Origin of the sequence: Paenibacillus sp. VT-400 (assembly GCF_001029205.1) — a bacterium.
Taxonomy (GTDB): domain Bacteria; phylum Bacillota; class Bacilli; order Paenibacillales; family Paenibacillaceae; genus Paenibacillus; species Paenibacillus amylolyticus.
In genome coordinates, this window is the sequence record NZ_LELF01000067.1 from 2,553,779 (window position 1) to 2,579,406 (window position 25,628).

At 39.6% G+C, this 25,628-nt stretch carries 27 protein-coding genes; 26 read left to right on the forward strand and 1 reads right to left on the reverse strand.

Annotated elements, in window-relative coordinates:
* Nucleotides 1–155 precede the first annotated feature (155 nt).
* The 15 genes from EL84_RS30925 to EL84_RS21980 all read left to right on the forward strand — a co-directional run bounded on the left by EL84_RS30925 (nt 156) and on the right by EL84_RS21980 (nt 15,076).
* Nucleotides 156–1,238: a helix-turn-helix domain-containing protein gene (locus EL84_RS30925; protein WP_053061559.1), complete on the forward strand. Its 1,083-nt coding sequence runs from the start codon at nt 156–158 to the stop codon at nt 1,236–1,238.
* Entirely contained in the window at nt 1,235–2,011 is a 777-nt protein-coding gene (locus EL84_RS21915) for an ATP-binding protein (RefSeq protein WP_047843097.1), read from the forward strand. The genes EL84_RS30925 and EL84_RS21915 overlap by 4 nt, the downstream gene beginning before the upstream one ends.
* Before the next feature lie 1,010 nt (nt 2,012–3,021).
* Nucleotides 3,022–4,305, forward strand: a complete 1,284-nt coding sequence (locus EL84_RS21920; RefSeq protein WP_047843098.1) for a DnaB-like helicase C-terminal domain-containing protein — start codon at nt 3,022–3,024, stop codon at nt 4,303–4,305.
* 214 nt (nt 4,306–4,519) lie between these two features.
* A complete protein-coding gene (locus EL84_RS21925) occupies nt 4,520–5,551 on the forward strand; it encodes a toprim domain-containing protein (RefSeq protein WP_235431567.1) in 1,032 nt (343 codons plus the stop codon).
* A gap of 92 nt (nt 5,552–5,643) precedes the next feature.
* On the forward strand, nt 5,644–6,174 hold the full coding sequence (locus EL84_RS21930) for a sigma-70 family RNA polymerase sigma factor (RefSeq protein WP_047843100.1): 531 nt from the start codon (nt 5,644–5,646) through the stop codon (nt 6,172–6,174).
* Nucleotides 6,175–6,655: 481 nt separating this feature from the next.
* A complete protein-coding gene (locus EL84_RS21935) occupies nt 6,656–7,315 on the forward strand; it encodes a hypothetical protein (protein ID WP_047843101.1) in 660 nt (219 codons plus the stop codon).
* 111 nt (nt 7,316–7,426) lie between these two features.
* The gene (locus EL84_RS21940; RefSeq protein ID WP_053061560.1) at nt 7,427–9,301 is read left to right on the forward strand and encodes a DNA polymerase; all 1,875 of its coding nucleotides are present in this window, start codon (nt 7,427–7,429) and stop codon (nt 9,299–9,301) included.
* A 561-nt stretch (nt 9,302–9,862) separates the two neighbouring features.
* Nucleotides 9,863–10,624 carry a DNA polymerase gene (locus tag EL84_RS21945; RefSeq protein WP_082219095.1) on the forward strand — a complete coding sequence of 254 codons (762 nt, stop codon included), beginning with the start codon at nt 9,863–9,865 and terminating at the stop codon, nt 10,622–10,624.
* Nucleotides 10,625–10,765: 141 nt separating this feature from the next.
* Nucleotides 10,766–11,155: a hypothetical protein gene (locus EL84_RS21950; protein WP_152683055.1), complete on the forward strand. Its 390-nt coding sequence runs from the start codon at nt 10,766–10,768 to the stop codon at nt 11,153–11,155.
* A 265-nt stretch (nt 11,156–11,420) separates the two neighbouring features.
* On the forward strand, nt 11,421–11,660 hold the full coding sequence (locus EL84_RS21955; RefSeq protein ID WP_047843103.1) for a hypothetical protein: 240 nt from the start codon (nt 11,421–11,423) through the stop codon (nt 11,658–11,660).
* A complete protein-coding gene (locus EL84_RS21960) occupies nt 11,660–12,778 on the forward strand; it encodes a hypothetical protein (protein ID WP_047843104.1) in 1,119 nt (372 codons plus the stop codon). The genes EL84_RS21955 and EL84_RS21960 overlap by 1 nt, the downstream gene beginning before the upstream one ends.
* Before the next feature lie 70 nt (nt 12,779–12,848).
* Complete coding sequence (locus EL84_RS21965) at nt 12,849–13,067, forward strand: hypothetical protein (RefSeq protein ID WP_047843105.1); 219 nt, start codon at nt 12,849–12,851, stop codon at nt 13,065–13,067.
* 158 nt (nt 13,068–13,225) lie between these two features.
* Nucleotides 13,226–13,579, forward strand: coding sequence for a hypothetical protein (locus EL84_RS21970; RefSeq protein WP_047843106.1), 354 nt, complete (start codon nt 13,226–13,228; stop codon nt 13,577–13,579).
* Nucleotides 13,557–13,886: a hypothetical protein gene (locus tag EL84_RS21975; protein ID WP_047843107.1), complete on the forward strand. Its 330-nt coding sequence runs from the start codon at nt 13,557–13,559 to the stop codon at nt 13,884–13,886. Before EL84_RS21970 ends, EL84_RS21975 begins: the two co-directional genes overlap by 23 nt.
* A gap of 893 nt (nt 13,887–14,779) precedes the next feature.
* Nucleotides 14,780–15,076: a hypothetical protein gene (locus EL84_RS21980; protein WP_047843108.1), complete on the forward strand. Its 297-nt coding sequence runs from the start codon at nt 14,780–14,782 to the stop codon at nt 15,074–15,076.
* A 139-nt stretch (nt 15,077–15,215) separates the two neighbouring features.
* Here EL84_RS21980 and EL84_RS33135 read toward each other — a convergent pair whose 3' ends face one another.
* On the reverse strand, nt 15,216–15,269 hold the full coding sequence (locus EL84_RS33135; RefSeq protein WP_143786560.1) for a hypothetical protein: 54 nt from the start codon (nt 15,267–15,269) through the stop codon (nt 15,216–15,218).
* Between the two features lie 185 nt (nt 15,270–15,454).
* Between EL84_RS33135 and EL84_RS21990 the strand changes: the two genes are divergently transcribed.
* The 11 genes from EL84_RS21990 (at nt 15,455) to EL84_RS22040 (ending at nt 25,605) form a co-directional block, all read left to right on the forward strand.
* A complete protein-coding gene (locus tag EL84_RS21990; RefSeq protein WP_047843110.1) occupies nt 15,455–15,697 on the forward strand; it encodes a hypothetical protein in 243 nt (80 codons plus the stop codon).
* A 259-nt stretch (nt 15,698–15,956) separates the two neighbouring features.
* Nucleotides 15,957–16,280 carry a hypothetical protein gene (locus EL84_RS21995; RefSeq protein WP_047843111.1) on the forward strand — a complete coding sequence of 108 codons (324 nt, stop codon included), beginning with the start codon at nt 15,957–15,959 and terminating at the stop codon, nt 16,278–16,280.
* Nucleotides 16,281–16,607: 327 nt separating this feature from the next.
* Entirely contained in the window at nt 16,608–17,318 is a 711-nt protein-coding gene (locus tag EL84_RS22000) for a transglycosylase SLT domain-containing protein (protein ID WP_053061561.1), read from the forward strand.
* A gap of 777 nt (nt 17,319–18,095) precedes the next feature.
* On the forward strand, nt 18,096–19,001 hold the full coding sequence (locus EL84_RS22005; protein WP_235431568.1) for a sigma-70 family RNA polymerase sigma factor: 906 nt from the start codon (nt 18,096–18,098) through the stop codon (nt 18,999–19,001).
* A gap of 484 nt (nt 19,002–19,485) precedes the next feature.
* Nucleotides 19,486–19,767 (forward strand): thioredoxin family protein, encoded by a 282-nt coding sequence (locus EL84_RS33140; RefSeq protein WP_082219096.1) that lies wholly within the window; start codon nt 19,486–19,488, stop codon nt 19,765–19,767.
* Nucleotides 19,768–21,162: 1,395 nt separating this feature from the next.
* Entirely contained in the window at nt 21,163–21,303 is a 141-nt protein-coding gene (locus tag EL84_RS32050) for a hypothetical protein (RefSeq protein WP_161799442.1), read from the forward strand.
* A gap of 85 nt (nt 21,304–21,388) precedes the next feature.
* Nucleotides 21,389–22,138, forward strand: coding sequence for a hypothetical protein (locus EL84_RS22020; RefSeq protein ID WP_047843115.1), 750 nt, complete (start codon nt 21,389–21,391; stop codon nt 22,136–22,138).
* Nucleotides 22,139–22,599: 461 nt separating this feature from the next.
* A complete protein-coding gene (locus EL84_RS22025) occupies nt 22,600–22,971 on the forward strand; it encodes a hypothetical protein (protein WP_047843116.1) in 372 nt (123 codons plus the stop codon).
* Nucleotides 22,972–23,594: 623 nt separating this feature from the next.
* A complete protein-coding gene (locus EL84_RS22030) occupies nt 23,595–24,650 on the forward strand; it encodes a hypothetical protein (RefSeq protein ID WP_047843117.1) in 1,056 nt (351 codons plus the stop codon).
* 158 nt (nt 24,651–24,808) lie between these two features.
* Nucleotides 24,809–25,270: a DNA polymerase III subunit gamma/tau gene (locus EL84_RS22035; RefSeq protein ID WP_091020945.1), complete on the forward strand. Its 462-nt coding sequence runs from the start codon at nt 24,809–24,811 to the stop codon at nt 25,268–25,270.
* A 32-nt stretch (nt 25,271–25,302) separates the two neighbouring features.
* Complete coding sequence (locus tag EL84_RS22040; protein ID WP_235431569.1) at nt 25,303–25,605, forward strand: hypothetical protein; 303 nt, start codon at nt 25,303–25,305, stop codon at nt 25,603–25,605.
* Nucleotides 25,606–25,628: the final 23 nt, after the last annotated feature.

Sequence of the window (25,628 nt, forward strand, 5' to 3'; positions counted from 1 at the left end):
GATTAATTCACTTAAACTAATGAGTAGCAATATATTAAATATGATTTACAGTAAGACTTATCCTAAGGATAAGTTGGTTGTGCATTTAGGATTTTAACTTTAGCAACTATTTCAGTACTTGCACCGACTAATGAGGTAGGGAGCTGATTTTAACGATGGTACACAAAGAACCGGTGATATTATCTAAAGAAAGAGAGTGTATTTATCAAGATTCTGGAAATAGAGGGCACATTCAAATACCGAATATGGTCATCTCTTGTTTAGACTTATCAGACACATCGAAGATAGCATATGGCGTAATATCTAAGTACGTTTGTGAGAACGGCAGAGAAGCATTTCCTGCAGTATCTAGAATAGCAATGGCTTGCAATTGCACCAAGAAAACCGTCATCAAATATATCAAAGAACTTTGTGACAAAAAATTTATCCTTAAAGATCGAAACGGTAATCGAAAGACAAACACCTACTACTTGATGAGTATTGATAAAATAGAGCACTTACATGTGTCGGAGATGTTCTGGCGCGCAGTTAACGAAGTTTACAAGAACGTGGAAGCTTGCCTTTATGAAGAAGTCTACAACTCCTTCATAAAAATGCTTGAGAACATAGTTGCCGAGGGAATTGTGTTCCGAGAGATTCCGGTCAATGTTGAAACAGAGGGTTACATAAGAGAGACCCTTTTAAAGGGTATATTGAAGAATGCTGATGGCATGTATAAGCCTCTCGACCTTGAGAAAGTGAAGCCTAAAACGTTTGATCAACCTATGATGAAGAACACAACAGATAAGTTTTTAAACGGAACTATTAAAATTCATGAAACTATCTTAATGGATACAAATAGATTTGTTCTTCCTGATGACGTAGAGAAATGGAATATGGATAACTTCGTTCAATACTTTTATGAACAGTTTATTAATGCAACAGGAAGAACTCACGAGTCCACACGTAGTAAGCACCGTGGAATGTTTAGACGTATAGTTGATAAAACTAATAATGATAAAATACTGGTAAAAAAAAGGATACAAGCTTTTTTTCAAATCGGCTATGATAATCAATCGCTTGAATGGTTCTGTACATCTGGAAGAGCCGTTGAGATAGATTTGTTCATTACTCAAGGAAAGAGACCCTTTTACATTATCACAAAAGAGAAGAAGAGCACCACTGAAACTCAATTACAAATAAAGAGTGGTATGACTGCTGACGACTTCCTAAAAAGGATTAAAGGAGGCAAAAAATGAGTACAACGATTGAGATTAAAGAAGAACTCTTCAGCACATGTAAAAACTGTGTTGTGAAGGATTGGTGTAGACTTCGTAGCGGCGAGTTCAAGTTACCGCTCGATAATATGCACACATTCTGCATCGGCTATGAAAAGCTGTCCAAGGCTATTGAACTGGCGAAGATACCGAAGGAGTACCATAGCGCAAACCTTTACAACTACGTAGTGGACGATGACAATGTAGACTTCGCTCCAATAGTAAAGGAATTGCTCACTAATCCAGTGGGCTTCGTCACTTCCGGTACAAACCTCGCGCTGATTAACTACAACAAGGGGACAGGTAAGTCATGGACTGCGAATGCAGTCCTTAATGAATTTATCTACAAGGTTTGTCGTGACTCAGGGTGGTTTGACTATGAAAGTCCAGTAGCAATGTATGTTAAATTTGGGGCATGGGCTAACCGTCAACGGGATATTTATATTCGCAATGACGCACAGTTTAGCTTTGAAGCGCACAAAGAACTAAGTCAAATGAAAGACGTTCCTTTACTACTTCTCGATGACATAGGGAGTGGCAGAATAACCCCGATAATTCGGGATCTTACCTATGATGTTATTGACTTACGTAAAGAAGAACAAAAAAGCACTATCTTTACAAGTAACTTCACTACGTCAAGATTACGTCAAGATGACATGCTTGGTGATATGGTTGTTTCCCGAATGTTTTACAATACAATGGTCATTCCATTGGGGGGAAGAGATAGAAGGGAAGATAATACTTATATTTACTAAAGGTAATTTGACTAGAAATAGAATTTTTCATTGTAAATGTTATTAATATACTCTAAACCTGGACATCACAAGTTAGTTGAATATACGGCAAGGAACTGCTATGATTGCTCTAATAAGTTCGCTAAACAACTATATGTAGAACGTCTGAAGGTTGCTAATGTAATCCTAGGAGTAGTTCTATTCACCCTAAAACTAATGCGGACGGAAACCTTTATCCGAGCAATAGAAAGCTGTATTATATGGAATTGGTTCAAGTTAAAGTTATATTGGTTGTACTCACCTTCGTTATGTTCCTAGTCTAGTTATCAAGTAGGAGGTATTGAAATTCCCTACTTGGAAACTCAGTACTACTTATTGTAATCCGCCTTCCTTTCCTCAAACTTTATTGCTCTAAATGGATTAGGCTTGACGGACTAAATTTTTTGAATTACACACCACGACTACCGTCAAGGTTATATTAATTAGAGCAATGTCCCTTCAGGATGCCCACTATTCATATAATAATGGGTGGCTCCGAGTTTTTCCCGATTTTTTGTCGCTATATCCTATTCCAGTAAGGAAGAGATTGATGTTAACTCACGTAAGCCAATGGGCTTATTTAAGTTACACACGCTTTTTAATCACCAAATAATTGCTTTATTTATAATAAATTCATAATAACGACACTCACAAGGTCTAACGACTAGTACGTTCAAAAAAGCCCCCAAATGGGCATAATATCTAAGTCTTGTGATAAAGTGTGACTTCTTCTTTCTAATCATAGTTTGAATTGTATATTAGTGTTTAGGCATATCATATGGCGACACCTTAAAGACTTGTCGATTACATCGATCATTATTGTAATTGAGCAAGTCTTTTCTTATTGCCAAAATTCATGAAATGCTATTTACTTCCGAAGTAATAATAGCATACATAATGAACAAGAAAAGAAGTATTTGTGATCCTCGCGCACCTTTACCAATACATGAATCAACTACTGATAATGTAATTGGATATTGGGAGGGGAAACGTTGGCTGCGATCGAAGAACTCCAACTATTAAATCACGTCCTCAATGTTAAAGACTGGGGCGTAGTAGAGGGTGCAGGAATCACCGAGAATTATTTCCAGATCCACAAAGACGCTTTTGAGTTCATCAAATTTTTCATAAGAATTAATGGACAATTGCCAACTATTGAAACGGTAATGAACAAGTTTAATACATTTGAATTGGTGGATTTAGAGAATATCGACCATGTAATTAAATCACTGAAAGAGGACTTCCTATACAGACAGTTTAAACCGATACTTGTATCAGCTTCAGAAGCCTTCGCTAATAAAGAAACGACAGCGGCAATTCAACAATTGCAAATGGAAGCACAGCGTTTTTTGAAGTCAATTGGATCAAGCAGTCAAGGGTACTCCTATGTTAAGAATGCTCAAGTAAGGCTAGAGGCTTATAACAGAATTCATGGTAGAGCAGAAGATGAATTTATTGGAATGACAACGGGTTTTAAACCACTTGATTTAGCAACCAACGGAATTGAATCACTAGAAGGAGCGGTAGATTATTTCCTTGTGTTTGCGCCAACAAACATGGGAAAAACACTCATATCATCATTTATGATGGGAGCTGCATGGAATAGTTCGTTAGCCACAGACTACCCTGCCTATTTTTCACTTGAGCAAAGAGCATCCGAAATTGCTCTGAATTGGGACAATACGCTTGCAAAAATATCTAGACTAGCTTTAACACGAGGTACGCTTTCTGGTGAAAAGAGAGACGCTTATGCAGAGTTTGTTGACCGACTTAAGCAAAAGAAGAAGGACATGATGATTTATGACTTTGACAGCAACGGCGGCAAACCATTTACGCTTGACGATATACACAGGATACTGGAGCGAGAAGGTCACAATCGCTGGACTCTTGATCAACTATCAAAAGTTAGACTCTCACACCGTAGTGCGGGAGACCTCCGCCAACGATTATTTGAAGTGTCTGCAGGTGTCCGTGAAATTATCCTCAATACTGGAAAACCTGCTATGGTAGTTGCTCAAGCGAACCGTGACGCTCTCAAAAAAATTAAAAAAGATATTACAGAAAATGTGGATGCTACAGATATCGGGGAGGCTTTCTCAATCGTACAAGATGCTTCTAAAGGAATCTCTATCGTTAAAGTAAGCGATAATACATTCCGTATTTTGGTCATTAAGAATAGAAATAACATAAGTGGGCAATCTTTCCTTGTGCGCTACGACTTCGATACTGGAATCGTTTCCGTCTTGGATGATTACATTGGAGAACAATATTTTTAAGAGAGACAAGCACAAAAGCAGTTAATGCAAGAATACATGTATTTAACTCTCTCTGTCCGCTCAGAAGAGTTACCGACTCTATAGTAATACTTCCACTTGTCTAAATACATATTGAATCGCATAAAAACCCTTCCATTCAAAAATAAGGGAGTAAGGGGAGTGGAATATTTACAAATCAACAAAAGAGAATCCAAATATAGAGATTCTTGAATCCTTGCACATCGACCCCAAACAGTTGATAGAAGAACTACGTTTTTCTTTTCAGTATCTCTCTAAGGGTTTAAGCAACCCTAATGCATTCACGGGTTTAAATGATACAGGTGAATGGATAATGAGTTGTTGTCCCTTACACACAGAATCTAGAGCTTCTTTCGGAATCTCTAAAGAGTCTCCCTATCACTGCAACTGCTTCTTTTGTGGCTATTTAGGGACAATAGACAACTTAATAGAGAATGCTCTTGACTTAAACGAAGGAGAGGGCATTAATTTTTTGGTCTCTACCTATATATTCGAGGAAAAAAGTAGAACGTTCGATATGGTTGACTATATAGATAATCGTAGGGACAAATATGTAATCCCCTATCTTGAAGAAAGTAAACTAGTGACTCTAAAGAAATCAAGATCAAAGAATGAAGTTCTCTTTCAATCAGGCATGAGCTACATGCGTGGTCGGGGTTTTAAAGATTGTACTCTTGAGACCTATGAAATTTGTGTTGACACCAAAACTGAGATGTTGGTCTTCCCTCAAAGAACCAGAACGGGACAACTCCGTTTTGTTCAAAAGAGGAAAATCGGCAACAACTATCATGGTGCTAAGTTCATAAATGAAGGAAGTACGATAAAAAAAGATATCGTCTTCGGTCTTCACTTCATTAACAAACTTAGAACTACGACAAATCGAATCAAAAGAGTCAGAATGGTCGAGTCACCTACTGACTGTATGTCCAACTACCAGATAGGTATTCCCGCGGTATCAATTAATGGACGTATCCTTTTCAGAAATCAGGTTCGGGAGTTACAGTTGGCAGGCATCGAAGAGGTTGACTTGATGCTCGACAACGATAAGGCGGGTGAGAAGGGGATGCAGGATGCCGCCATATTACTGGATAGGGCGGGTTTGATTGTAAACCGGGTTCGCTACCCTAGCTTTCCTGTGTTCAAAGATAGCAATGAGCTACTAAATGCTGGACTACTAGACCGTCTTGTCACCTACAATGTGAACCTTATCGGTGCAATTTTCAAGTAGTTTAATTTCTTTCGCACCTTTTCTACAGCATGCAACGACCACTAATAGCAAAAGGTAAAACATTATACATTATCCCATTGGAGGAATTAACTGTGACCAATCAGACAACCGTAGCTAACTTCGATATCGAAACTTTGACGCCAATCTTTAACTTCATATTGAAAGGTGTAAGACACGAAGACCGTGAAGAAGTTAAATCCGAAGCCGTTCTACGTATTCTGACTGCCATCGACAAAAGACAAGTTAAAAAAGATGTGTTTACATTCTCACACACTGTCGTTCAACGTGCTGTTTACGACTACTATCGTAAGAATAACAGAATGATTACGAAGAACAGCACTCTTGTAAACTACTGCGATGGTGCAGATGAAGAGCAAGGTTCAACCGTTGATTTCTTCTCTTACGCAACTGAAGAAGTGGGCTACGGTCTATCTGATGTAAAGACAGATTACTTGAATAATCACTCTGATTTCACTCCGCAACAACGCAAAATAATTGATTTCATGCTCTTCACGGAAGGAGGAATAGATATGAAACCGACAGAGATTTCTAATTTCCTCGGTTTAGACAAGTCCCATGCTTCACGTGCAATGAGCAAACTTAAAAAGTTATGTCAAAGTTAAATTCCTTTTAGGGCAAATAATAAAATATAAAATAAAGGGATCAAATGAATAAATGAAGATACTTTTATTTAAGTATATCACATAACACTTCACATTTTTTTTTATTTTCTCATTTGTTCCTAGGTATTTCTTTCCAAGTATATATACGATCATATTACCACTCTGCTGAGGGTAGTGTCAATACACTACAATACTGCTTATAACAATACATCTTTATCAAATTCATATAAATATTATTCTAAAAACTTAAGATTATTTAACCAATTCTTACGTTTTTGAAACAACCTTTTTTATCTTTTGAATAGGATAGAAACATTACTAAAAATTAAGTGAAGAAACATTTAAGAGAACATTGAATCTTCCTTACATATCATATCCAACTTCTTAACAAGTCATTCCTATCTTTCAAAAATGTGGAACGACGAATTATTTGAAGTTATTTAATCTCAAACACAAAACTGTTTATTGGAGGAAGACCGATATGTCTAACACTGTAGTTCGTGGTCTTGGAGCAATTCTTTCTGGTGGTGCAGATTTTATTACTTTTCAAGAAGGGAACCCCATGACTTTGCTCTTTATTGATTGGTTTGAAAACTTGCTCGGTATCCGTGAGCATTTTGAAGCTACTTTGAATCCTAAGTATGTTCGTTGCCCTGGAAAAAATATTTGTCCCCTGTGTAAAGCAAATCCTTCCAAGTATCCTGCACTTCGCATTAAGTTCCGTGTATATGATGCGGTTGAAAATAAAATAAAATTCGTATCTCTAGCTAAAACCCACGTTCAAAAATTGAACTGTGATTTCATACAGCACGAGATTGACCCAACTAAGAATTTTGTAACTATCTACCGTACTGGAAAGGGAGCATCGGATACTTCCTATAGCGCCCGCCGTTACGTAGCTAATCTTGAGGCAAACAATTCACTTGATTATCCTTCTCAAGAATTACTAGACAACATACCTGACATTACACCACAAGTAACACCACACAGCCCTGATGAGATTACGGCATTTGTACAGGCAATGGCAGGTGTTACTCAGTTCTATACTAACAGCGATATTCGATCGCCTCAAGGTAGACATGTACCCTCTTACGAGAAGCAGCAAGGGACTCAAACTGCACATCGTAAGCTGCCATTCTAATCGTTAAACGTGAGGGGATATAAAGCCCCTCATTGTTGTACTTACTTAAACCTTAGCACATTCATCATGTTAAGACGTTACAACATTTCAAGTGTAATAGGGAGGGTCACAGTGTCTGAAGCTAATGAAATACTTGAAATTCTCAAAAAGGCTGAAAAGAAAAACGCCCAACCGAGCCGCACTAAAAAAACAGAAATTTTAAAATCTAAAAAAAAGTTAACTAAAAGAGAACAGCAGATTTTGGATATCGAATCTTCTATTAGAATGCCAGATAACTATACGCTTGTTAATACCCCTGAACTACTTGAGCGGCTAGTGAAATATTATAAAGCATATAAAAAGATGTATCAAGGCGATGCTTTTGTCTATTTAGATACTGAGACTTATGGACTAAACAACTGGCGGGACTCTTTAATATCCATTTCTATCGGTTTTGAATCAGAACAATATTTTAACATACCTATGCGCAAATTTCTACATAATATGTCGAAGGGTGTCGAAACTCTGCCTTTTGATGTTGTATCCGACGCGCTGAGACCATTGTTAGAAACTGATTATATGATTGTAATGGCAAACGGGAAATTTGATATTCACGTACTCAAGAATTGGGCAAATATTGACATTACCTTTAATATTCATTGGGATATTATGATAATGGGTGGGTTGTTAAACGAAAACAAACCAAAAGGTTTGAAGGAATGGTACAACTCATACACCCTCCCTTGGCTAATTGAGCAAGGTAAACTGAGTCGTGACGAACTCAGTCGGCCAACCTTCAAGTTTGGTAGCATGTTCGACAAAATCCCATATGATAGTATACCTCACAGTATTGCCAATTATTATGCTTGCCATGACGTGTTCATGACACATTGGGTGTTCAGATATCAAAAATTCATTATAGAAAATCCTTCTTTTGGACTATATCGTGTTTACAAATTGTTCAGAGAAGTTGAGATGCCATTGGTGGCAATTTTCGCCACTGCAGAACGGCGAGGTGTAGAACTTGATTCTAAGTTTCTCAAAGACATTATAGGTAGAGTTCTTCAGGAAAAGTTGGATGAACTTAAGACAGATATCTTCAGTGTCTTAGGCAGAACGATTACCCTCACCAAATCAAGAACACGTCAGCGACAGGGTATTAAGTTCAAGGAAGAATATGAGATCGTTGAAGAATTTAATCTTGCTTCTCCCGCGCATCTAGCAATTAAGTTATACGTGGAGCACGAGATACTTGAGCCTGAGATGGTTTACGTCAAAGAACTCAAGCGTAAAGTACCTACACAATCAACAAGCAAGAAGGTACTGACAAGGAATAAGAATGTCCTGGTCTCTGTAAACGACAAGGCTCATAAAATAGTAGATTATATTCTGGAATATCGAGGTCTTTCCAAGCTGATTGACGCTTTTTGCAATAAACTTCCTAATGACACAGTGGAAGGTATTATACACTGTTCCTACAATCAAATGGTTCGTACCGGGCGTGTATCCTGTTCAGCACCGAATCTGCAACAGATTCCATCAAAGTTCGACCTTATAAGATATGCATTCCGTGCATCTGCTGGTCGATTGCTGGTTTCTGCCGACTTTTCACAACAAGAACTTCGCTGGTTAGCTATCTTTTCTCAGGAGCAAACCCTCATTGATATATTTAAGTTGGATTTGGATATGCACAGTCGGGTAACGTGCCAGATTCACGGATTTGATTACCATATGTTTGAGATGATTCGAAGTTACAAGGGTGAGTCCGAAAAAGAAACTTCTAATAAAATAGAGGAAATAAATGCGAAATATTCTGGTTCTCAAGAACTTCTCTTCGCAATGACCTATCTTAATAGTAAGGAAAAAGGAGCGAACGCTTCCACTGTGGGGGGGTCAAGCCAAACGATTGAATACCTTGCTGGATTATTTGAACTGCTCCGTAAGAAAACTAAATCCGTAGTGTTCGGTAACAACTATGCCGAATTTAAACTCCTCTCATATCGGTGAAATCTAAGTGGCTGTCGAGAGACGCTCCATACGGCAATACCGAGCTAAAACTCGCTAGGTTAGTAGTGAATGATGGTGTAGAGACTTATCATAGGTCGCCTGACCACTAGTGGTCAAATCAATCGAATCTATGTAATGGGGAGAACAGTTATCTCTTAGATAGGATCAACCTACGTTAATTTAACAGTCAGCAGCTTATATTAAAGCCAAAATAAATTTACTAAGGTTGCTTCTATAGCTAAAGGACGAATTAAAGTTGATGTTGAAAAGGCATTGCTCTTTACTGAAGATGCTAAATTCACTCCAATATGCGTGAATTCATGGGAAATGTAAGATTACAAGGTGTCTCGAATCGCTTTGGTACTTACAGTAAATTGTGATGAAGCACGAGGGAACTTGTTAGTATTGATCTCAGGCGGTAAAGGCTTTTCGAAAGCACTTTAGGTTCATAGAGAACTGAGAGCGGTTAACTATCTCAAAACTAATCATCGCGAGATTGACCGCCGTAGTTTTATAACTGTTAAGGGATAGTCCAATCCCATAGAAATATGGGGATACGAAATGGTAGTTTACGGTATTACTGAGTTAGGGTTAAGTGAGCAAATTGGTTCTAGTAAAGAGGAGGCTAAGAAACTAATTGAAGGCTTTAAATCCTCCATGCCCAACTATCTTATGTGGGAAGCAACAACTCACAAGGAAGTAATGGAGAAGGGGTTCATAGAGACTGTTCTCGGACGTAAACGTAGATTTGGTGAGACCATTGCCGAAGCTAAACAAGAGGACATCTGGAAGAAGTCAGGATGGCATTGGAAGATTGAAAAATGCAAACGTCAGTCCTGCAATGCCAAGATTCAGGGTTCATCCGCTGACCAAACCAAGAAGGCAATGGTTGATCTATTTTACCCGACCCGTCTTGACGGAACGAAGTGTTTAGACCGCCGTGAGTGGTTACGTGAAGGCTATATGTCTCAGCTTGAGAAGGACGACCTTCACCTTGTTCTTCAGGTGCATGACGAGTTGATTTTTGATGTCCCAGAGACAGTTGACCCTGCAGCGCTCAAAGCGATCACGGACACTATGGCTAATGTCATCCCCAATGACGTAGGCGTTAAGTTCAAATCAGATATTGAAGTAAGCCCTTATTGGGGTGGTAATTTCTCCAAAGAACAAATCCGTCTCATGACTGAAGGTCTGTTGGACTGGAAGGATATATTCAAGGAAGAGGTGAATAAGAAACTTTCTCAGTTCGGCTTTGATTACAAAGTTGGAATTTTTGCTGATGGAGACTTAGATGATGAGAATGATAGTGAAGAAAACACTTAATACGATTCTTTTTGTTTTTTTGAAAGTTAGTTACTTATAATGTGTTTAGCTGATTAAAAGGGAGTGATTTTTATGCCATCCGTAGGCATTCGAATATGGGGAAATTCCCACCTCGCCCCTCAACGTGAGGTGGAATCTGGAGTGAATGACATAATCGTTATCAACGTCAACGATACAGACTACACAATTGTCCTTGATGCAGGAAGTTATACATCAAGCCATGAGCATGTAACCTCTAGCTTTGTACAGCATGTGAACGACAAATTGATCGAGGTAGGCTGTCCTGTAATTGCAAAGGTAGGAGGTATTCATGATGACCAGCCACGTACAGTGCTGTTATTTGAGACATCTGAATCATCCGAGAGAGTGACAATGTCTATTGAGGGACCAGGTGCAGTAGAGTTTATCGGAGATACACCATACCAGACAGTACCAGCTGTTGAAGAAACCCAGATTGACGGTCTACCTTCTAAAGTTGCAGCACGTGGTACCGGCATGATTTCCCTCACAGGAGAAATTGGGGTATCTTAATCTCCCTAAACAGTAAAGTAATTTTGATAATTCATAGTAGATAATTAGTAAGTCAAAGACCTCTAAGGGGTCTTTTTTCATTGCCGCACCCTTTCAGGCTAGTGGGTTGACTACTAGAGTGTATGCCAAACAGGCAACTGATAGGAGATGATCCCATGACAACAGGAAAATCCCACTCCAAGAACGTGTATCCCAACGAAGTCAAGACTTGAAATCACTTCCATTAGCAAGTGCGTGGAGCGACTATTAGAAAGAGGGTAACAATATGAAGATGACAACACAACAATACGCAGAAATCATCGCAGGTAAGGTTGCTCATACTGCAAAAAACATTGCAAAGAACAGTGGTCGTAAGGAAGAAGCAGATTCCGATGTAGCTGCCGCAATGATTGTAACGTTCGCAGAAGAGATGATGGAAGTCATCCGAAAGAGGACACCCAATACACCAAACCCCTTATCTAAAAGCTTCTTGAAGCTGAAACGGTTTCTGCGAGGTGTTGGGTAATGTTTGAGCGGTACTTAGTTGGCGGACGACTTGACCCACCCTACTTTCCGACGAAACCAAGCCCTCACTTTGTAGGTAGGGAAATCATAATTCCAGCTAAAGCGAACGGGGATAGAACTGTCAAGGATACCTTTACAATGTCACATGACCTGGAGTTCTATGCGGTATCCATCCGAACCAATTCGAACAACGTCGAGGACTACTGGAATCTGATGATAGATGGCAATTTTGTTGCTAAGAACATCCACTGTAAAAACTACGAGGAGGGATTATATTTTCAGGTGGCACATCCTGTAGCGGCAGGTAAAGAGTTCCTCTTTGAGTACCATACACCTCAAGGAGACAGAAGAAATTTTGAGTTAATGTTTCACTTTCTTACTGAGCATAACGTTGATTTGGTACTCACTGAAACAACAGATTTGGGAAATTACCCTGATCCTTCCGAAGAGCCAGCAGATGACCAGCAGCCACCGGATACGCCTGAAGATGGTATACAACTTCCCATTACGTGGAAACCGTTTATTTCCGTTGTAGATGCATACAAATGGACACAGAACCTTGGCGTGTCGGTAAACTTCGCAAACAAACTTGATGCAGCAAACTATGTGACTGAAGCCTTGGCGCTTTTACTGAACACATGCGATGGCTTTAAAGAGATGATTCAGAAGCACAAGCTAACTATTAACATAGAGAATGGAAACGGAGCTAATGGTTACTTTGATCCTGCGTCTGGAAAGGTAGTCATAAGCAAGACTTATGACTACACTAACGCCGCCACAATTGCCCAAATGGAGTACAGCACAGGGCAGAAGTCTTCACCCGACAAGCTGCGCACAATCATTCATGAGATTGGGCACTGGCTTCATTATCACAATATCGGATCACAGCAGTTCTTTCAATATTCAGCACTTGACCCTGATAACTACGGCGTGAAGACAATACTATCAAACGCTCAATCATCTTACATAGCAAACAACCTGTGTAACTACGCTACCAAGTGGTTTCCTATTGAGTTCGTCCCTGAGACATTCACTGCCAAAATAACCGGAGTCCCCATTGATGCTAAGATATGGGAGTGGTACGAGCAATACGGTGGATACAAATGTATGGGATGGTAGATATCTATCAATAAAATTGCAAGTTTTTATGAATGTATTAAATAAATGCAACATAAGGGGGCTATGCTTAATGGACATTACAGTTCCTTGCGTATTCTGTAAACACTTCAATCGGGACGAACGTGCAAGAATGACTTGTGCTGCATTCCCTAACGGGATTCCGAAGGACATTCAAGAAGTAAAAGTGATTCATACTTACCAATACCCTGCTGACAATGGGGTTCAATATGAAGCGTTAAGTGATAATCAAGACTATTTCAAATATTTTAAGGGAGAGACTCGATTATAAATGTATGAGCAATTGCATTCCTTATCATTTAGATAAACCTACCACCCAACGTAAAAAAATTATGAAAACTAAAGCCAATTATAGAAAAATCGAAGAGGAGTTTAAGATTTTGCAACTCTAACTAACCATATATCGACCACTATAATGAGGTGATGTGAATGATAGGCTTCTTAAACAAGTGCCCTCATTGTGGGGCACGTTCTTCTTTTACACCTGAAGAAATGGAATGCGATAAGGCACTAGTTCTGTGGTGTAACAACTGCGGTAACTTCATAAATCAAACCTTGACTATCGAAACTGTTCTCAGGTGGTGGCTTCGCTACAATGAAGGGGAGGAAACGATAGTCCCTCCAGTCAGCAGGAAAAACCTTCAAAAACTCATAAACATTGAGCAGATGCTTAACGAAGAAGGAGAGTGGATGGAAAGTATAGAGATACACATTAAAGACTTCAGAGAGTACCATTATACAGAAGTAGAGGGTGAAAACCATGAAGGTTCAGGTAACGGCTAAGTTCTTCCTTGATAATGGGGAAGTTAAGCGAGTCGATTGGTTTGAGATTGATCCTAAGTTGATAGGTAAGATTGTAGAGAATGGCGTTGACAAGCCTATTGAAATTATTCTCAAGTCGGCAAAGGACGTACAGGACGAATACAAAAAGATATTCCGCAGGCTTCATCGCCAGGGAGAGATGTTCATTGTTGAGAACATCAACGGAGAGTTAGCAGGTGTACCTTTTACCAAGGTGACCTACTGGACATTAAAAGCGGGAGAGGTTACAAAGAATGTAAACGAGTCTACTAATAGAACGAGTATCTAATATACCTTGAGAAAATCTGAGTCCTAACCTCTCACTTCTACCATTGCCAGCTAACCTGAGATATTTGAACTGGAGAGACTGGGTAATTTTCACGCTCACTACGGTCATCTTTCCCTCGTACAACCTTCAATCGTGACTGCCACTTTTAATAGCTAATGGATAATACAAGGGCGCATCTATCACTGGTAACTGTTCCGGACAGATACTAGTGCACCGAAGGCAGGAAGGTGAATGTAGGTTGCATAAGTTAGATGAGAGTCGTGGGGTCACAGACGTATATAGATTATATAATTGACAATATCAGACCTTCTAATAGTTGCTCGTTGACTATCTGGATGGTCTATTTCATGATGTAAGAGTTGCTGATAAACAAGGGAGAATGAGTCTAAAAGGGCATGAAAATAAAATGTACATGAGAGGCCTACGGGTCTCTTTTTTTTGACTGAAAATTCTCATCGCACCCCTCAATGGGGATACCCCGACTACTGAAGTATAAGCAGTTGAACTCCACTGCTGAGGGCTCTATATGATTAAAGAGAACATATCTTATCATATAGATATTCCGGTCACCTTAGAGGGGAGGAAAAGTGAACAGATAAAAAAGAACGGTATTCTAAGTGTGAAATGAAGAAATATCATTATGAGTTAAAAATTTACAAAGTTGATTAATAACAGGGCTGAACAATGAGCAGACTTGATAATTCAACTTTGCAAATGACGAAGTAAACTAGAACTTAGTGAAAATTCATTCCTATCGCGACTATTAAAGTGATCGAAGTACTTAATCCAGTGAAAAATGATTAGAATTCTATTAAACCTAAATAAAGCCAGTAGCACGACATTATCAACAAATGATGGGATAGCTTTAACCTCACATTACTAGGAGGATCAAAATGGCAAGCACTTATGTCTACACTCTCGGAGTCATAGTAGAGCAAGTCGAGCAGATTGAGAGATCTATTAAGAATATGGAACAAACTATGCGTCATGTATCGCCTGCCACTGTGGATGTAATTCGCAGAAACAAGTCTCAACTTGAAGCATTGCTTGAACGCATCATGAATGCTGATGTGACCTCCACATTTAGTTTACAAGCTTTTATCGAAGTCAACAAACAGTGCTTGCAGGACTGTTTCTCTGCTGACTACACAAACCGTCTCAGCACAATTGGGAGGACGAGAAGACAATGAAAATCAAATTCCGTGATGTATATGAAATCCTGCAGAATAATCGGAAGGCTGTTTTGGATATGGGTCTTGATGTAACAAATGTTCTTGATGGTGAAGGTAAATGCTTAATTTCAGATGAACTAAATGTGCTGAAAGAAAGTTACGCAGACCTGTACAATTCAGACATTAAATTGAACGAAAATATTGACGCTATTAGGGCTAAAGCTAACTCTTGTTATAAGTGTTTAGACCTTAGTTGATAGGTAAACATCAGAATGTTTTTGATCAATAAATATATACCTATTACATCCAGAGTTTCTAAAACCAGTGACGAATAGCACTGTGTCAGCTTGGGATAAAAAATGAGGGGCTTATTTTACTAAGAATGGCGTGATATGGATGAAAATTGACAACAGAATAGTCGAAGGGCTTCGATTAAAAGATGTGCCCGAAAACAAAACGAAAGAGATACACTTCTACGCTAACGGGAAGAGTATTTTTCTGAGTTCCATGACTGAAGAGAAATTGATTAACGAGGAACAGTTGGATATGTTCCAGCACTGGATCGAAGAGACTACTCTTAACCTGCCGACTTACCAGACATTGTTAGAAATTCTTGAAACAGAAGGTAATGTGGTCTAATGATAGAGAGATCGTCCATTTTCACAAGAGCACTGTGTTTGCAAGCGGAACGTGCCAGTGACATTAACTTGGTACTAACTATGTTAACTTGTTCCAAGCACTAATGTGTGGCTTGCTGAAAAATATGGAATTCTCCATATGGATAACCGTCTAAGTTCCCTATCTATATATGCTGCAGCTATCGTAGCAACTATGAATGGATCAAGAAGTACTTAATTAACCGTGCAGGAGTAAACTAAAAAGTAAAGGAGGCATGCCTATGTTTCCAGAAGTGGACGACTTCATAGAAATTGATAGTGAAGGACACCCGCATAACGGTCTTATTGGCAGAGTTGTCTCACTCGCCCCGAATAGGGTTACTTTCAATCTGTATGGTAAGGAAGTTTCTATTGCGGAGCGTTTTGTCAAAGTAAAAGCAAAACTAGGAACACGGGCACATATCTTACTGAGTCGGAAGTCTATGCACTGGGAACTGAATTCTCTGGATTTCATAGGCTTATATGTTCTTATGGACATTGCTTTATGGATGCGAGACTACGAGTGGTGTAGAGATATTCAGCAACGGATGGCTAAGGTGGGCTAAGCGCCCACCTTTTTTCACACCTTATTGTAAGCATGTCACGACCATAATAGGGAAGACAAAAAGAAGGAAGGAAATAAGGTTTGAAATCAAATGGCATGGTTATTGGCAAAATGAGTGTCAGCAGTTACTTTTATTTAGCACATTAAACCGGACGAAGAGAAGTTCAAATTCATCCAAGCTACTCCATGATTCATCTTAGACAATTTAGCTCACCTTTTCTTTATTCTATTTCTTCAGTCAGAGGCTTTGCATCTAAGGATTTCTATTATTTAATTATAGACTTCGTTTGGAAAATACTTGTAGAACAAAAAGGATGAAAATTGTTAAATGAAGAAAATTAAGTTGACAGTGGCATTAGCCATGACGATTACTGCTTGCTCCCCGCATGAGAAAACATCGGATTTCGATAATAATCCGATCCCCCAAGTTTCTGTGTCAGAAAGTGTGTTTAACGTTAGACACCTCTTGTCGATAGAGGCGAATAAAAAAGAGCCAATCCCAATGATTGCAAAAGCTGTACTCGAAGCAAAACCAGCACCTAAAATGACAGCTGCTGCAGATAAACCGAAAATTGCGCCTAAATCTACTGCTGTCGTTACAAAGTCTTCCACTGTGCAAAAGAACATAGTGAACCATCTTCTCAAATACAAGGTAAACAAGTCAGACTCTACTAAGTTTGCCACTCTTATCGTACAGAATAGCAAGACTTACGGTGTCGATCCTTATACTATACTAGCAATTATTCAAGTTGAAACAGGGGCGACATTCGACCCTAACCTTGTCAGTACTCACGGTAGCGTAGGCTTGCTGCAGGTGCTCCCCTCCACACAGAAATATATGAATATATCGGGGAGTCTCAAAAAACCTTCAATTAACATCAAAATTGGCACTAAGTACCTTGCCTATACTCAAAAGAGATTCGGCGATGAATTGGGAATCGTTGCTTATAATCAAGGCGAGGGGAACGTTAAACGAGGGACGTATAACACTAAGTATTTGACCAAAGTTAATAAAGCATTGGCAAAAATCAAAAAGTAGTTGCACAGGATCATGGTTCAGGACCACAAGGTTACGAAAGTATGTCAGGAATTCAAAACAGCACAGGAAAGACTTAAAGTCGGCAAGAAAGTCTATCTGCTGAAAGCCTACAAGCAATATTAGTTAAACTACAAAGACTTGATAGGGTAAATAAAATTGAAACTGAAACGGCATGGGAAAAACCCTCATGCCGTTTTTTTATGTGAAAACAAGTACTTCCATAGCATAAATGAAGCGAAGTAAAAATTCGTTTAAAAACTCAGATATCTGGATGTAACTCTATGAATGGGGTGGAGCAAGGTTTCTACGAAAAACGGTTTTTCTGTCACTGTTGGACAAAGTCAGAATTGTTGCTCCTTCATGGAAATAGTCGTTGATTAGCTTTTCAAGCTTTCGTCTTTTTTGAGATGAGCTCAGCGCTTCAACTTCATTATATTGGCCCCGAGAGGGGTCTTTTCTATTTGTTCACACCTCCTGATAGGGTTAGCGCGACTACTAAGAGTATGCAGGAAATAATTTTGTTTGACACAGGAAGGAGACCAGAAAATGAGTATTTCACACCTCTGATGTAACGATAACAAGTTGGCAGAACTTCAAGAACTTAATGTAGCCCTTTAAAGTAGGTCCTCAAGATCAAGGAACAAAGTTGCAAAATCACAGCAGATGGGACGTCAGCGGACTTCTCAAAAGTAATACAAAAAAGACAGAAATTTCGAGGTGAATTAGATAGTGCCGAGTCCCAACTACCTACAGCTCAGGGATAAAGAGATGAAGGATATGCATAATATGGTTCTCTTGAAGGCGTGTAAAGAGAACAGAGAACTCATGGGAGACTTCTTGAAGGCTAATCGAGACTTTATCTTCTCTATTATCAAGCACTACAAGGGGAGTATCCTAGAACTTAAAACGAAGTTCCGAATCACAGAGGACGAACTATACCAACATGCTTGTATTGGCATTCTGACTGCTATCAAGGATTTTGATTTTGAACGAGGCATTAAGTTCACAACATTCGTTGTACGCCCCATCCTCTGGGAAATCAATCAGCTTCTTTATAGTGATTCTCAGTCTGTAAGGTTGAGCAGGGGGGCGGTTGACCTCATTAAGCAAATGGTCGGGATTGAGGATGCTCTAGGTTATCGCCCCGGTGAAGAAGAAATGTCAGCTCTACTTAATGTGTCAATTGAGCGCTATCGCGAGATTGCCATGTTCAGCGATGGCCTTGAGCATTATGACGGGATTGATAATTTTGAATTCGTCAACAAGGATGAGAAAATCCTTGAAGAAGATGTGGCCAATCGTCTTTATGTAGAGCAACTACTGGATGACCCTATATTTAATGAATTCGAAAAGAAGGTCATGCGCCTGCTCTTGAGCGATACAAGTAACAACAATGCTCAGATTGCTGAACAACTGGACGTATACCCCATGACCATTAGTCGTACTCTCGCACGAATCCGCAGCAAAACTGTGAATAGAGAGTTGAAGGAAGAGGAAACTAAGAGCACTTCCAAGTATGAACGGGAGATTGAACTTATCGCTCAGGCAACAAGGGAGTGTAATGAGAACTTGTGCATCAATAAAATTACAGAACTACTTGAGGTGTGTGGGTATGACACCAACGCCTACACAACCAGAGTGCTTTATTACATCCGTCAGAAAGCTATTCAACAAAGTGCTTAAATAACTCGCACTTTTTAATAAGGATGCGGGGATCAATATTGTATATAGAAAACAAACTAAACCAGGACGTTTGGATCACAATATCTTAAAATGTATCTTTATTAAAATCACTCTGAAGTCCCTTCTTACGGCGAAAATCTTGAACAGCTGCCAGCGGATGAGACAACAGTCGAATTATCAATTAATCATAAAAAATTTAGCTAGAGAAATCATCGTAATGGATGTTTATGAAATAGACAACAAAATTTGTATGTTAAGGAGGGGCGACAAGCCCCTGATACTGTATAGGAAAGAGTGATGAGATGAAAGCGCGAACTCATCATAAACCAAAACATCCTTTTGAAAAGAGACTGACGATAACTTCCCATCTATCAGTTCTATTATTCCACTATGAATTCTAAATGAAGGGAGCACTATAAGTGGATACCAACGACTATCACAACTGGAACATAGACCCTTATGACAAGCACCTTACATACTACAAATGAAAATCACCCTATACTACAACAATGAATGCGGTCATTGCCGACGTTTCCATAAGACCATAGACAATATAGCCTCGGAACGTCCGCACATTGATGTCTCTAAAGTCGAATATGTGCCCTCTATACACACAGATGTCATGTTCATACCAACTATGATCGTCAGCCACGGAGGTAGGGAATTAGGGCGCTTCAGCAGTGCTCTAGAGAAGAAAACTATCAGCATATGGTTAGATCAACTCGATGAATACATTAAAACTCACTTGTATTCCAACGATATATAAAACTCTTTGAGTATTTTATCTTATCACGTAGTCCAGGACAGCTCTAAACGACCATTAAATTACATCCTAAATTAAGTCTTAAATCAAGTCCTAGTATGTTAATTAAGACCCTTCGGGGTCCTTTTTAGGTTGATAACGTAGAAAGGTAATCTGCGCAAGAATACAACCAGTTTGAACGATCACAGCATAATTTTTTATTCATAATAAAGAGGAACAGTGTCAACAATGTACACGTGAGTCAACGTCTCAGCGGTTCCATTGTTTTATCACTCTTCCTTGTAGTTTTATGAGTCTGTTTGCTCATATGCCATCCGCCAATTCATGACTTCCATCAAAAATATACCTAGTAGCTAGAACTAACATCAGACGTTTTTGATTCGACTTTTTGTAAGAAACACCCATTGTATTGTGCATGATTGACATGTACTTCTGGTTTACATCATCTATATGAAAGGAGCTAAACATTATTAGAGTTTCCACTTCTATGACCAATCAATCTTCCGCTTGCTTTTACCCCGATTTTTGGGCTCCCTCCTCCAAAAGGGTAAATAGTAATAGTGTATCCCGCTGACATAACTTCGCTTTCTCACATTATTTCTGTCCTCTCGGTTCTGGTCTTATTATATTCATTTCTCTTCTGACCCTTACATTCCAATTAGTCGCACTACTCCTATAAAAAGATGTGTCTAGTACGTACAAAAGTTCAATTGTGTACAAATCAACTTATATTGGTACTAGAGGTGGTCATATGAAATGCGATTGCGGACGCTTCATCACGCAGAATGCCAAGGCTTTAGCCTCGATCTATGAGACGAATGGTGGCAAGTGTATTCACTGTTTGTCAGAGACCCTGAGTGTTCCTTATCAAGAATTAGTAGATAGGTATATGGGAATCTACGAGTGCCGTCCTTGCGCTCAAGATAAGAAAAAAGAGGAATTAAGAAGGAAATTACTTGGATTAGGGGGTTAGGACATACTGGTTTGAATCGTGAAGCGAAGTGTAAGCCTCGTATGGGCAGATAAAATCCTGAATACTGCCGAGTATGGTAAAGGTTGTGGAGAGTGAAAAGTCTCTCCCATCCTAAACTAGTCCTGCGCTTTACGGTAAGAAGAAAAATAAAGGGATTGATTTAAAATGGACTTTTTAATCAAGTGCATTAAGTGTGAATTCAGATACGTTACTGATAAAGCAAGGGAGAACTTTGCGGCTGAAGGACTGAAAGGAGAATCCATGCTTTGTCTACACTGTATCGGGGAAATTACGGGGAAAGTCTTGAACCAATACAGCTACTTGGTCTTGCCCGAAGAGCTAGAAGATTCGAATCAACGGATGCAAGTTCTACCTAAAACGCCCACTGGTTGTAGACCGTGTATGAAGAAGAGAGGGTGATCGTCATGAAAACGGAACGTATTTACTTGAGAACTACTCCTAAAAATAAAGAGTATTTACAAAAAGTAGCTAAAAATTATTTTAAAGGAAATCTGTCTGCTGTTTTCGAGTACATGATTGAACATCTCGATATACGTATGGATTGATTACTCTTAACTGAGTTTCACATTCACAAAAAATTGTTAGAGCAGGCATAAGGTTAAACGGTCTGCTTTTAGGGAGAGTGAAGTAATGGAGATAAACATTGGGAGATTAATTGCATTTGTTGGATCAGTTAGGAGCGGTAAGACAAAAAAACTAATTGACCTTTACGAAGAAATGATGGGCGATGGTGTCAAAGTCGCTGTGTTCAAGCCGTTTATTTCGAGTGAGAGAGAGGGTGATGAGTTTGTCCGTTCTAGAGAAGGTGATAAAGCCCCTGCGAGGGCTGTTAAATATCTGTCTGAAATCCCAGCTATAGTCGAATCGGAGCGTCTGGAGGCAATACTAGTAGATGAGACACAGTTATTTAATCAAGAGGAAGATGGCTTCATAATTCTTGAGGGATTGGCTATGGGAGGACTTGAAGTTTACTTGTTTGGTCTCGATGTTGACTCCGAAAACAACACATTCAGGTATATAGGGGATATTCTTGCTCATGCTGATGAAGTCCATAAACTCCGTACATCATGTGTAAAGTGTGGAGAGGAAGCAAGGATTAGCAAATTCGTGGGCATAGTCAAGTCCGACGTCATACCAAATGGTGAGCCGGATGATTATGCTCCTTATTGCCGTTTCTGTTACCACGGATGGAATGATCGGTTGGAAGATCTCCGTAAGACAGCACAGATCACTGTCGGGGGGGACGGCTTCTTTTTTACTTGCGATATCGAAATTGAGCGAATCATGGAAATAGGCTACGACATTGAGACTCTTGAAGATAACTTGCGGACAGTTGACCAAATATTAGAATTCATTTCAAAGCTGAAAAAAGCAGATTGATTTTATTTCTAAGCATAAATGATGTATCCCTATGTTCTAACCATGTAATCCAAATAGGGACATTATGAATCGTGAAGTGTAAGTTTTACATTTTAGGATTTCCACCTATTTAAATGTTTTTTTGAAATGTAAATTTTACACTCAATAAAGATTAAAAGATTAAAGATTAAAAGATAAATAATATATTAAATTAATAAATATTGCGAAAGTCATTACAGACCAATTCTCCCAGTACAACTCAAATATTTTTAAACTAGCATGAACCTAAGTTTGTTAGTCTGTTTTTAAATAACCATATAATCAAAGATGAGTCATATAAAGTGAACTTCAGTAAAAATATTCCTTTGACGATCTGATATCGATACTCTGTTAACTCATCACTAACTACAAGGCGGATAGGGGCTACATCCCCCACCTTTTTTATTATCACAATAATACCATTTTGAGAGGAGTTTTCTTACATGGCAGGACCAACTGGGACGCACAAGAAAGAATTAAAAGTCGCTGAAGCACACTTAGAGACAAAGGAAAGAAGCAAGCCGATGGCGACTGATGATGTAAATGTAGAGGATGTGGAGGGGGATGTGGTAGCCGAGTTAACCCAACAACTTACTATGTTCGGACAGTTCATTTATAACGCTCAGGAAAAAGATACCATCCTGATTGTCGAGAACTTGGGTTATGGCGATATTTACGTAAGTGACAAGCATAATCCTCGAGTAGGCAATGAAGATCAACGTCTAATTTTCAAGGAGCAAAAGGCATTCAAATCTGGAAAGCTGTATATGATTTCGGCAAGCTATCCCATAGTATCCGTTATTGAGATCAAGTAAAAAGAGTATAGGGCCAGTCTACTCAATCATGGGTTATTACAGATCGAGGGAGAGCATCCCCCGGCTGATGTTGATATTGTTGGACACCTCAATACGCACGGCTGTTAGAAATGTTCCCATTTCAGCTTATATTGGTATACGAAGCATTCATAAGAGGATGTGATGTAATGGGAGAATCCACATCTCCAATGTTTACACCTATATTCACACCACGCTTCGTCAAGACCCTCAAATCTTGCAATGCTAGGACTGCCGGCTAACGATTCTCCAGAAAATTTAGCTACCTAAATTCAGAAGAGAAAGAAGCCTCAAGACTTAGTCAGCACAACTTGCCCTTGATAATATTTTATAAAAATCCTGGAGCAAGAGGCGAGAATTACCTTGAGTATAGATTCATCGTAGACTTCGATATCTATACGAAGGATGATGTGGTATTGACTGTAAACATCGCTGACCGATTTGCCAGATTTTCGACGACCAGTACCTTGGTATGCCGAAGGGTAGTGTGTTTAAGAGGGAGTACGTCACAAGTTCTGAAGACGATACTTACTGGAAAACACCTACAAGTATTTCACCCAAATAGTTTTCGCTATTGGGATAGACGAATAAAGGAGGTTTTTTGAATGAAAGTTACTAAAAACAAAAAAATGCTGATTAAAGGTGCAGGTAAATTCATGGCGAAAATCCCGAACTGTGACGACCTCGTTACAATCGGAACGCTAAATAACATGCGTCTAGACATTCAATTGGATATGCAGGACATCGAGGCCGGCGATTCTAGCGTCGCTCTGGACACTTTGCTGCGTAAGAAGACAATCGACATTACCGCAGAAGCGGCTAAGTTCGATCTCAACCTTGTTAGGTTGGTACTTGGCTCAAAACTGCGCGAAGGTGTCTCAGGCTCTGCTTACAGTATGGTTACTGAGACTTTCGTAGTTCCTTCTGCATCTCCATATCAAGCAGAACTGACTCAAGTATCTATCGCTTCTCCTGCACCTAAGTCCTTTGAGGGTGCAGTGGGCGGTACAGACCTGAGTACAGACGTGACGATATCCGGTCAGAACGTAGTGTTCGACATGGCACTGGCAGGTAAAACAGTTGTCATCGTCTACGCTGTGGCTCTAACGGGTATTACTCCAGACCCTGATGGCTTTGTATGGGTTCTGGAAGAGAAGCACAACGTTAAACAAAACGGTTCTGAATTCACTACTGATCTTGTTTATGGTGCTTCACTCAATACAGACCCTCAGATATCCGTCCGTACCCTGCAAGGTAACGTCCTTCTGAAAAAAACGGTCAATCCTAATCCTACGGAAGACCAATATGTAATTAGCGCCGGCACGCTGAAGTTCAACTCGGCTATGAAAGATGTAGACATTTATGTTAACTACAAGCGTAACGAAGTTGTCGATATCCTCGATATCACAACCAAGGACATGCCGTTGACAGTTCACGTTGTTCACGACGGACAATTCGAACAGAAAGATGGAACGATTCAAGGTTATCAAACTGAGCTGTACCAATGCCGTGTGAAGTCCAACTTCACTCTCGACGCACAACGTCAACAAGCTTCCACACATAGTGTAACTCTAACTGTAATCGACCCTGAACGCTTTGACGGTAAGCTTGGTTCTATCAAGCGTTACGAGGCAGGTTCAGCCCAATCGGTAGATTGCTAATCATTAGACTCCCCTCGGGGAGTCTTTTTACATACAAAATGTTATAGCCTTGGCTTACTCACTTAGAATGTCCTATGAGGTGATTACAAGGATTCCCCCACCTTGTCGTCACTTCGATTAACTGATTCTTGGGGGAGAATTTAAAGGGGGAGTGTAAAGTGAGTGAACGAGATTTAGTAATTCCAAGAGCAGATAGTACTGTGACCAAAGAGATTGCCAGTCAAGTTGAAGAGCAGACACAAGAGGCGGTAACTGAAAAAGAAAAGAATCCTTTGACACAAGAGGAAGCAGAAGTGTGTGAGAAAGTATTCTTTGAAGAGGACGATAAGGTTCGTTTACGTGACGGCAAAACTTACAATATTCCACCATTAGGTCTGATGGATGCTCGAAAGCTAATGAATAAACTTAACACGATTGATTCTGGTGTAATCATCGCTAACCTTATCCCTGAAGACGGGGATGATAGATTTGACGAACTGCTTGATGTGCTACTAATGGCATTTAAACCGTACTACAACCACATGACGGTCGAACATCTTGGAAATTACGTTGATTTGGAGACGGCTAAGAAAATTATCGACTGCATGATTGGTCTCAATGGGCTAAAAAAGTCCATGTAACCACTCAGGTAGAGGAAGAAAACTATGACAGCATGCCGCCTGTCAATTGGGCAAATATCTTCTTCAAGCTCGCCCACTACTGCCACTTGAAAAAGCAGGATGTATGGCAGTTAACCTTACCTCAGTTGGGTTATTACCTGGAACAATGTAATGAACACATTGAATTTACTATCAAAGTTTCTAGTATGTCTCTCGGCGGGTTGTTCGGTAGCGGTGTTCCTTCCAACGAAGATTCCAGCGGTGGTGAGGAAGAAACAAGAACCGACGGTAACTACGTGAATGGTTATAAAGTAGCCGATGCGGAAGACATGAGTTTCCTTGCACAGTTATTATAAATTCTCCTGCTCTGCTTCCTTCT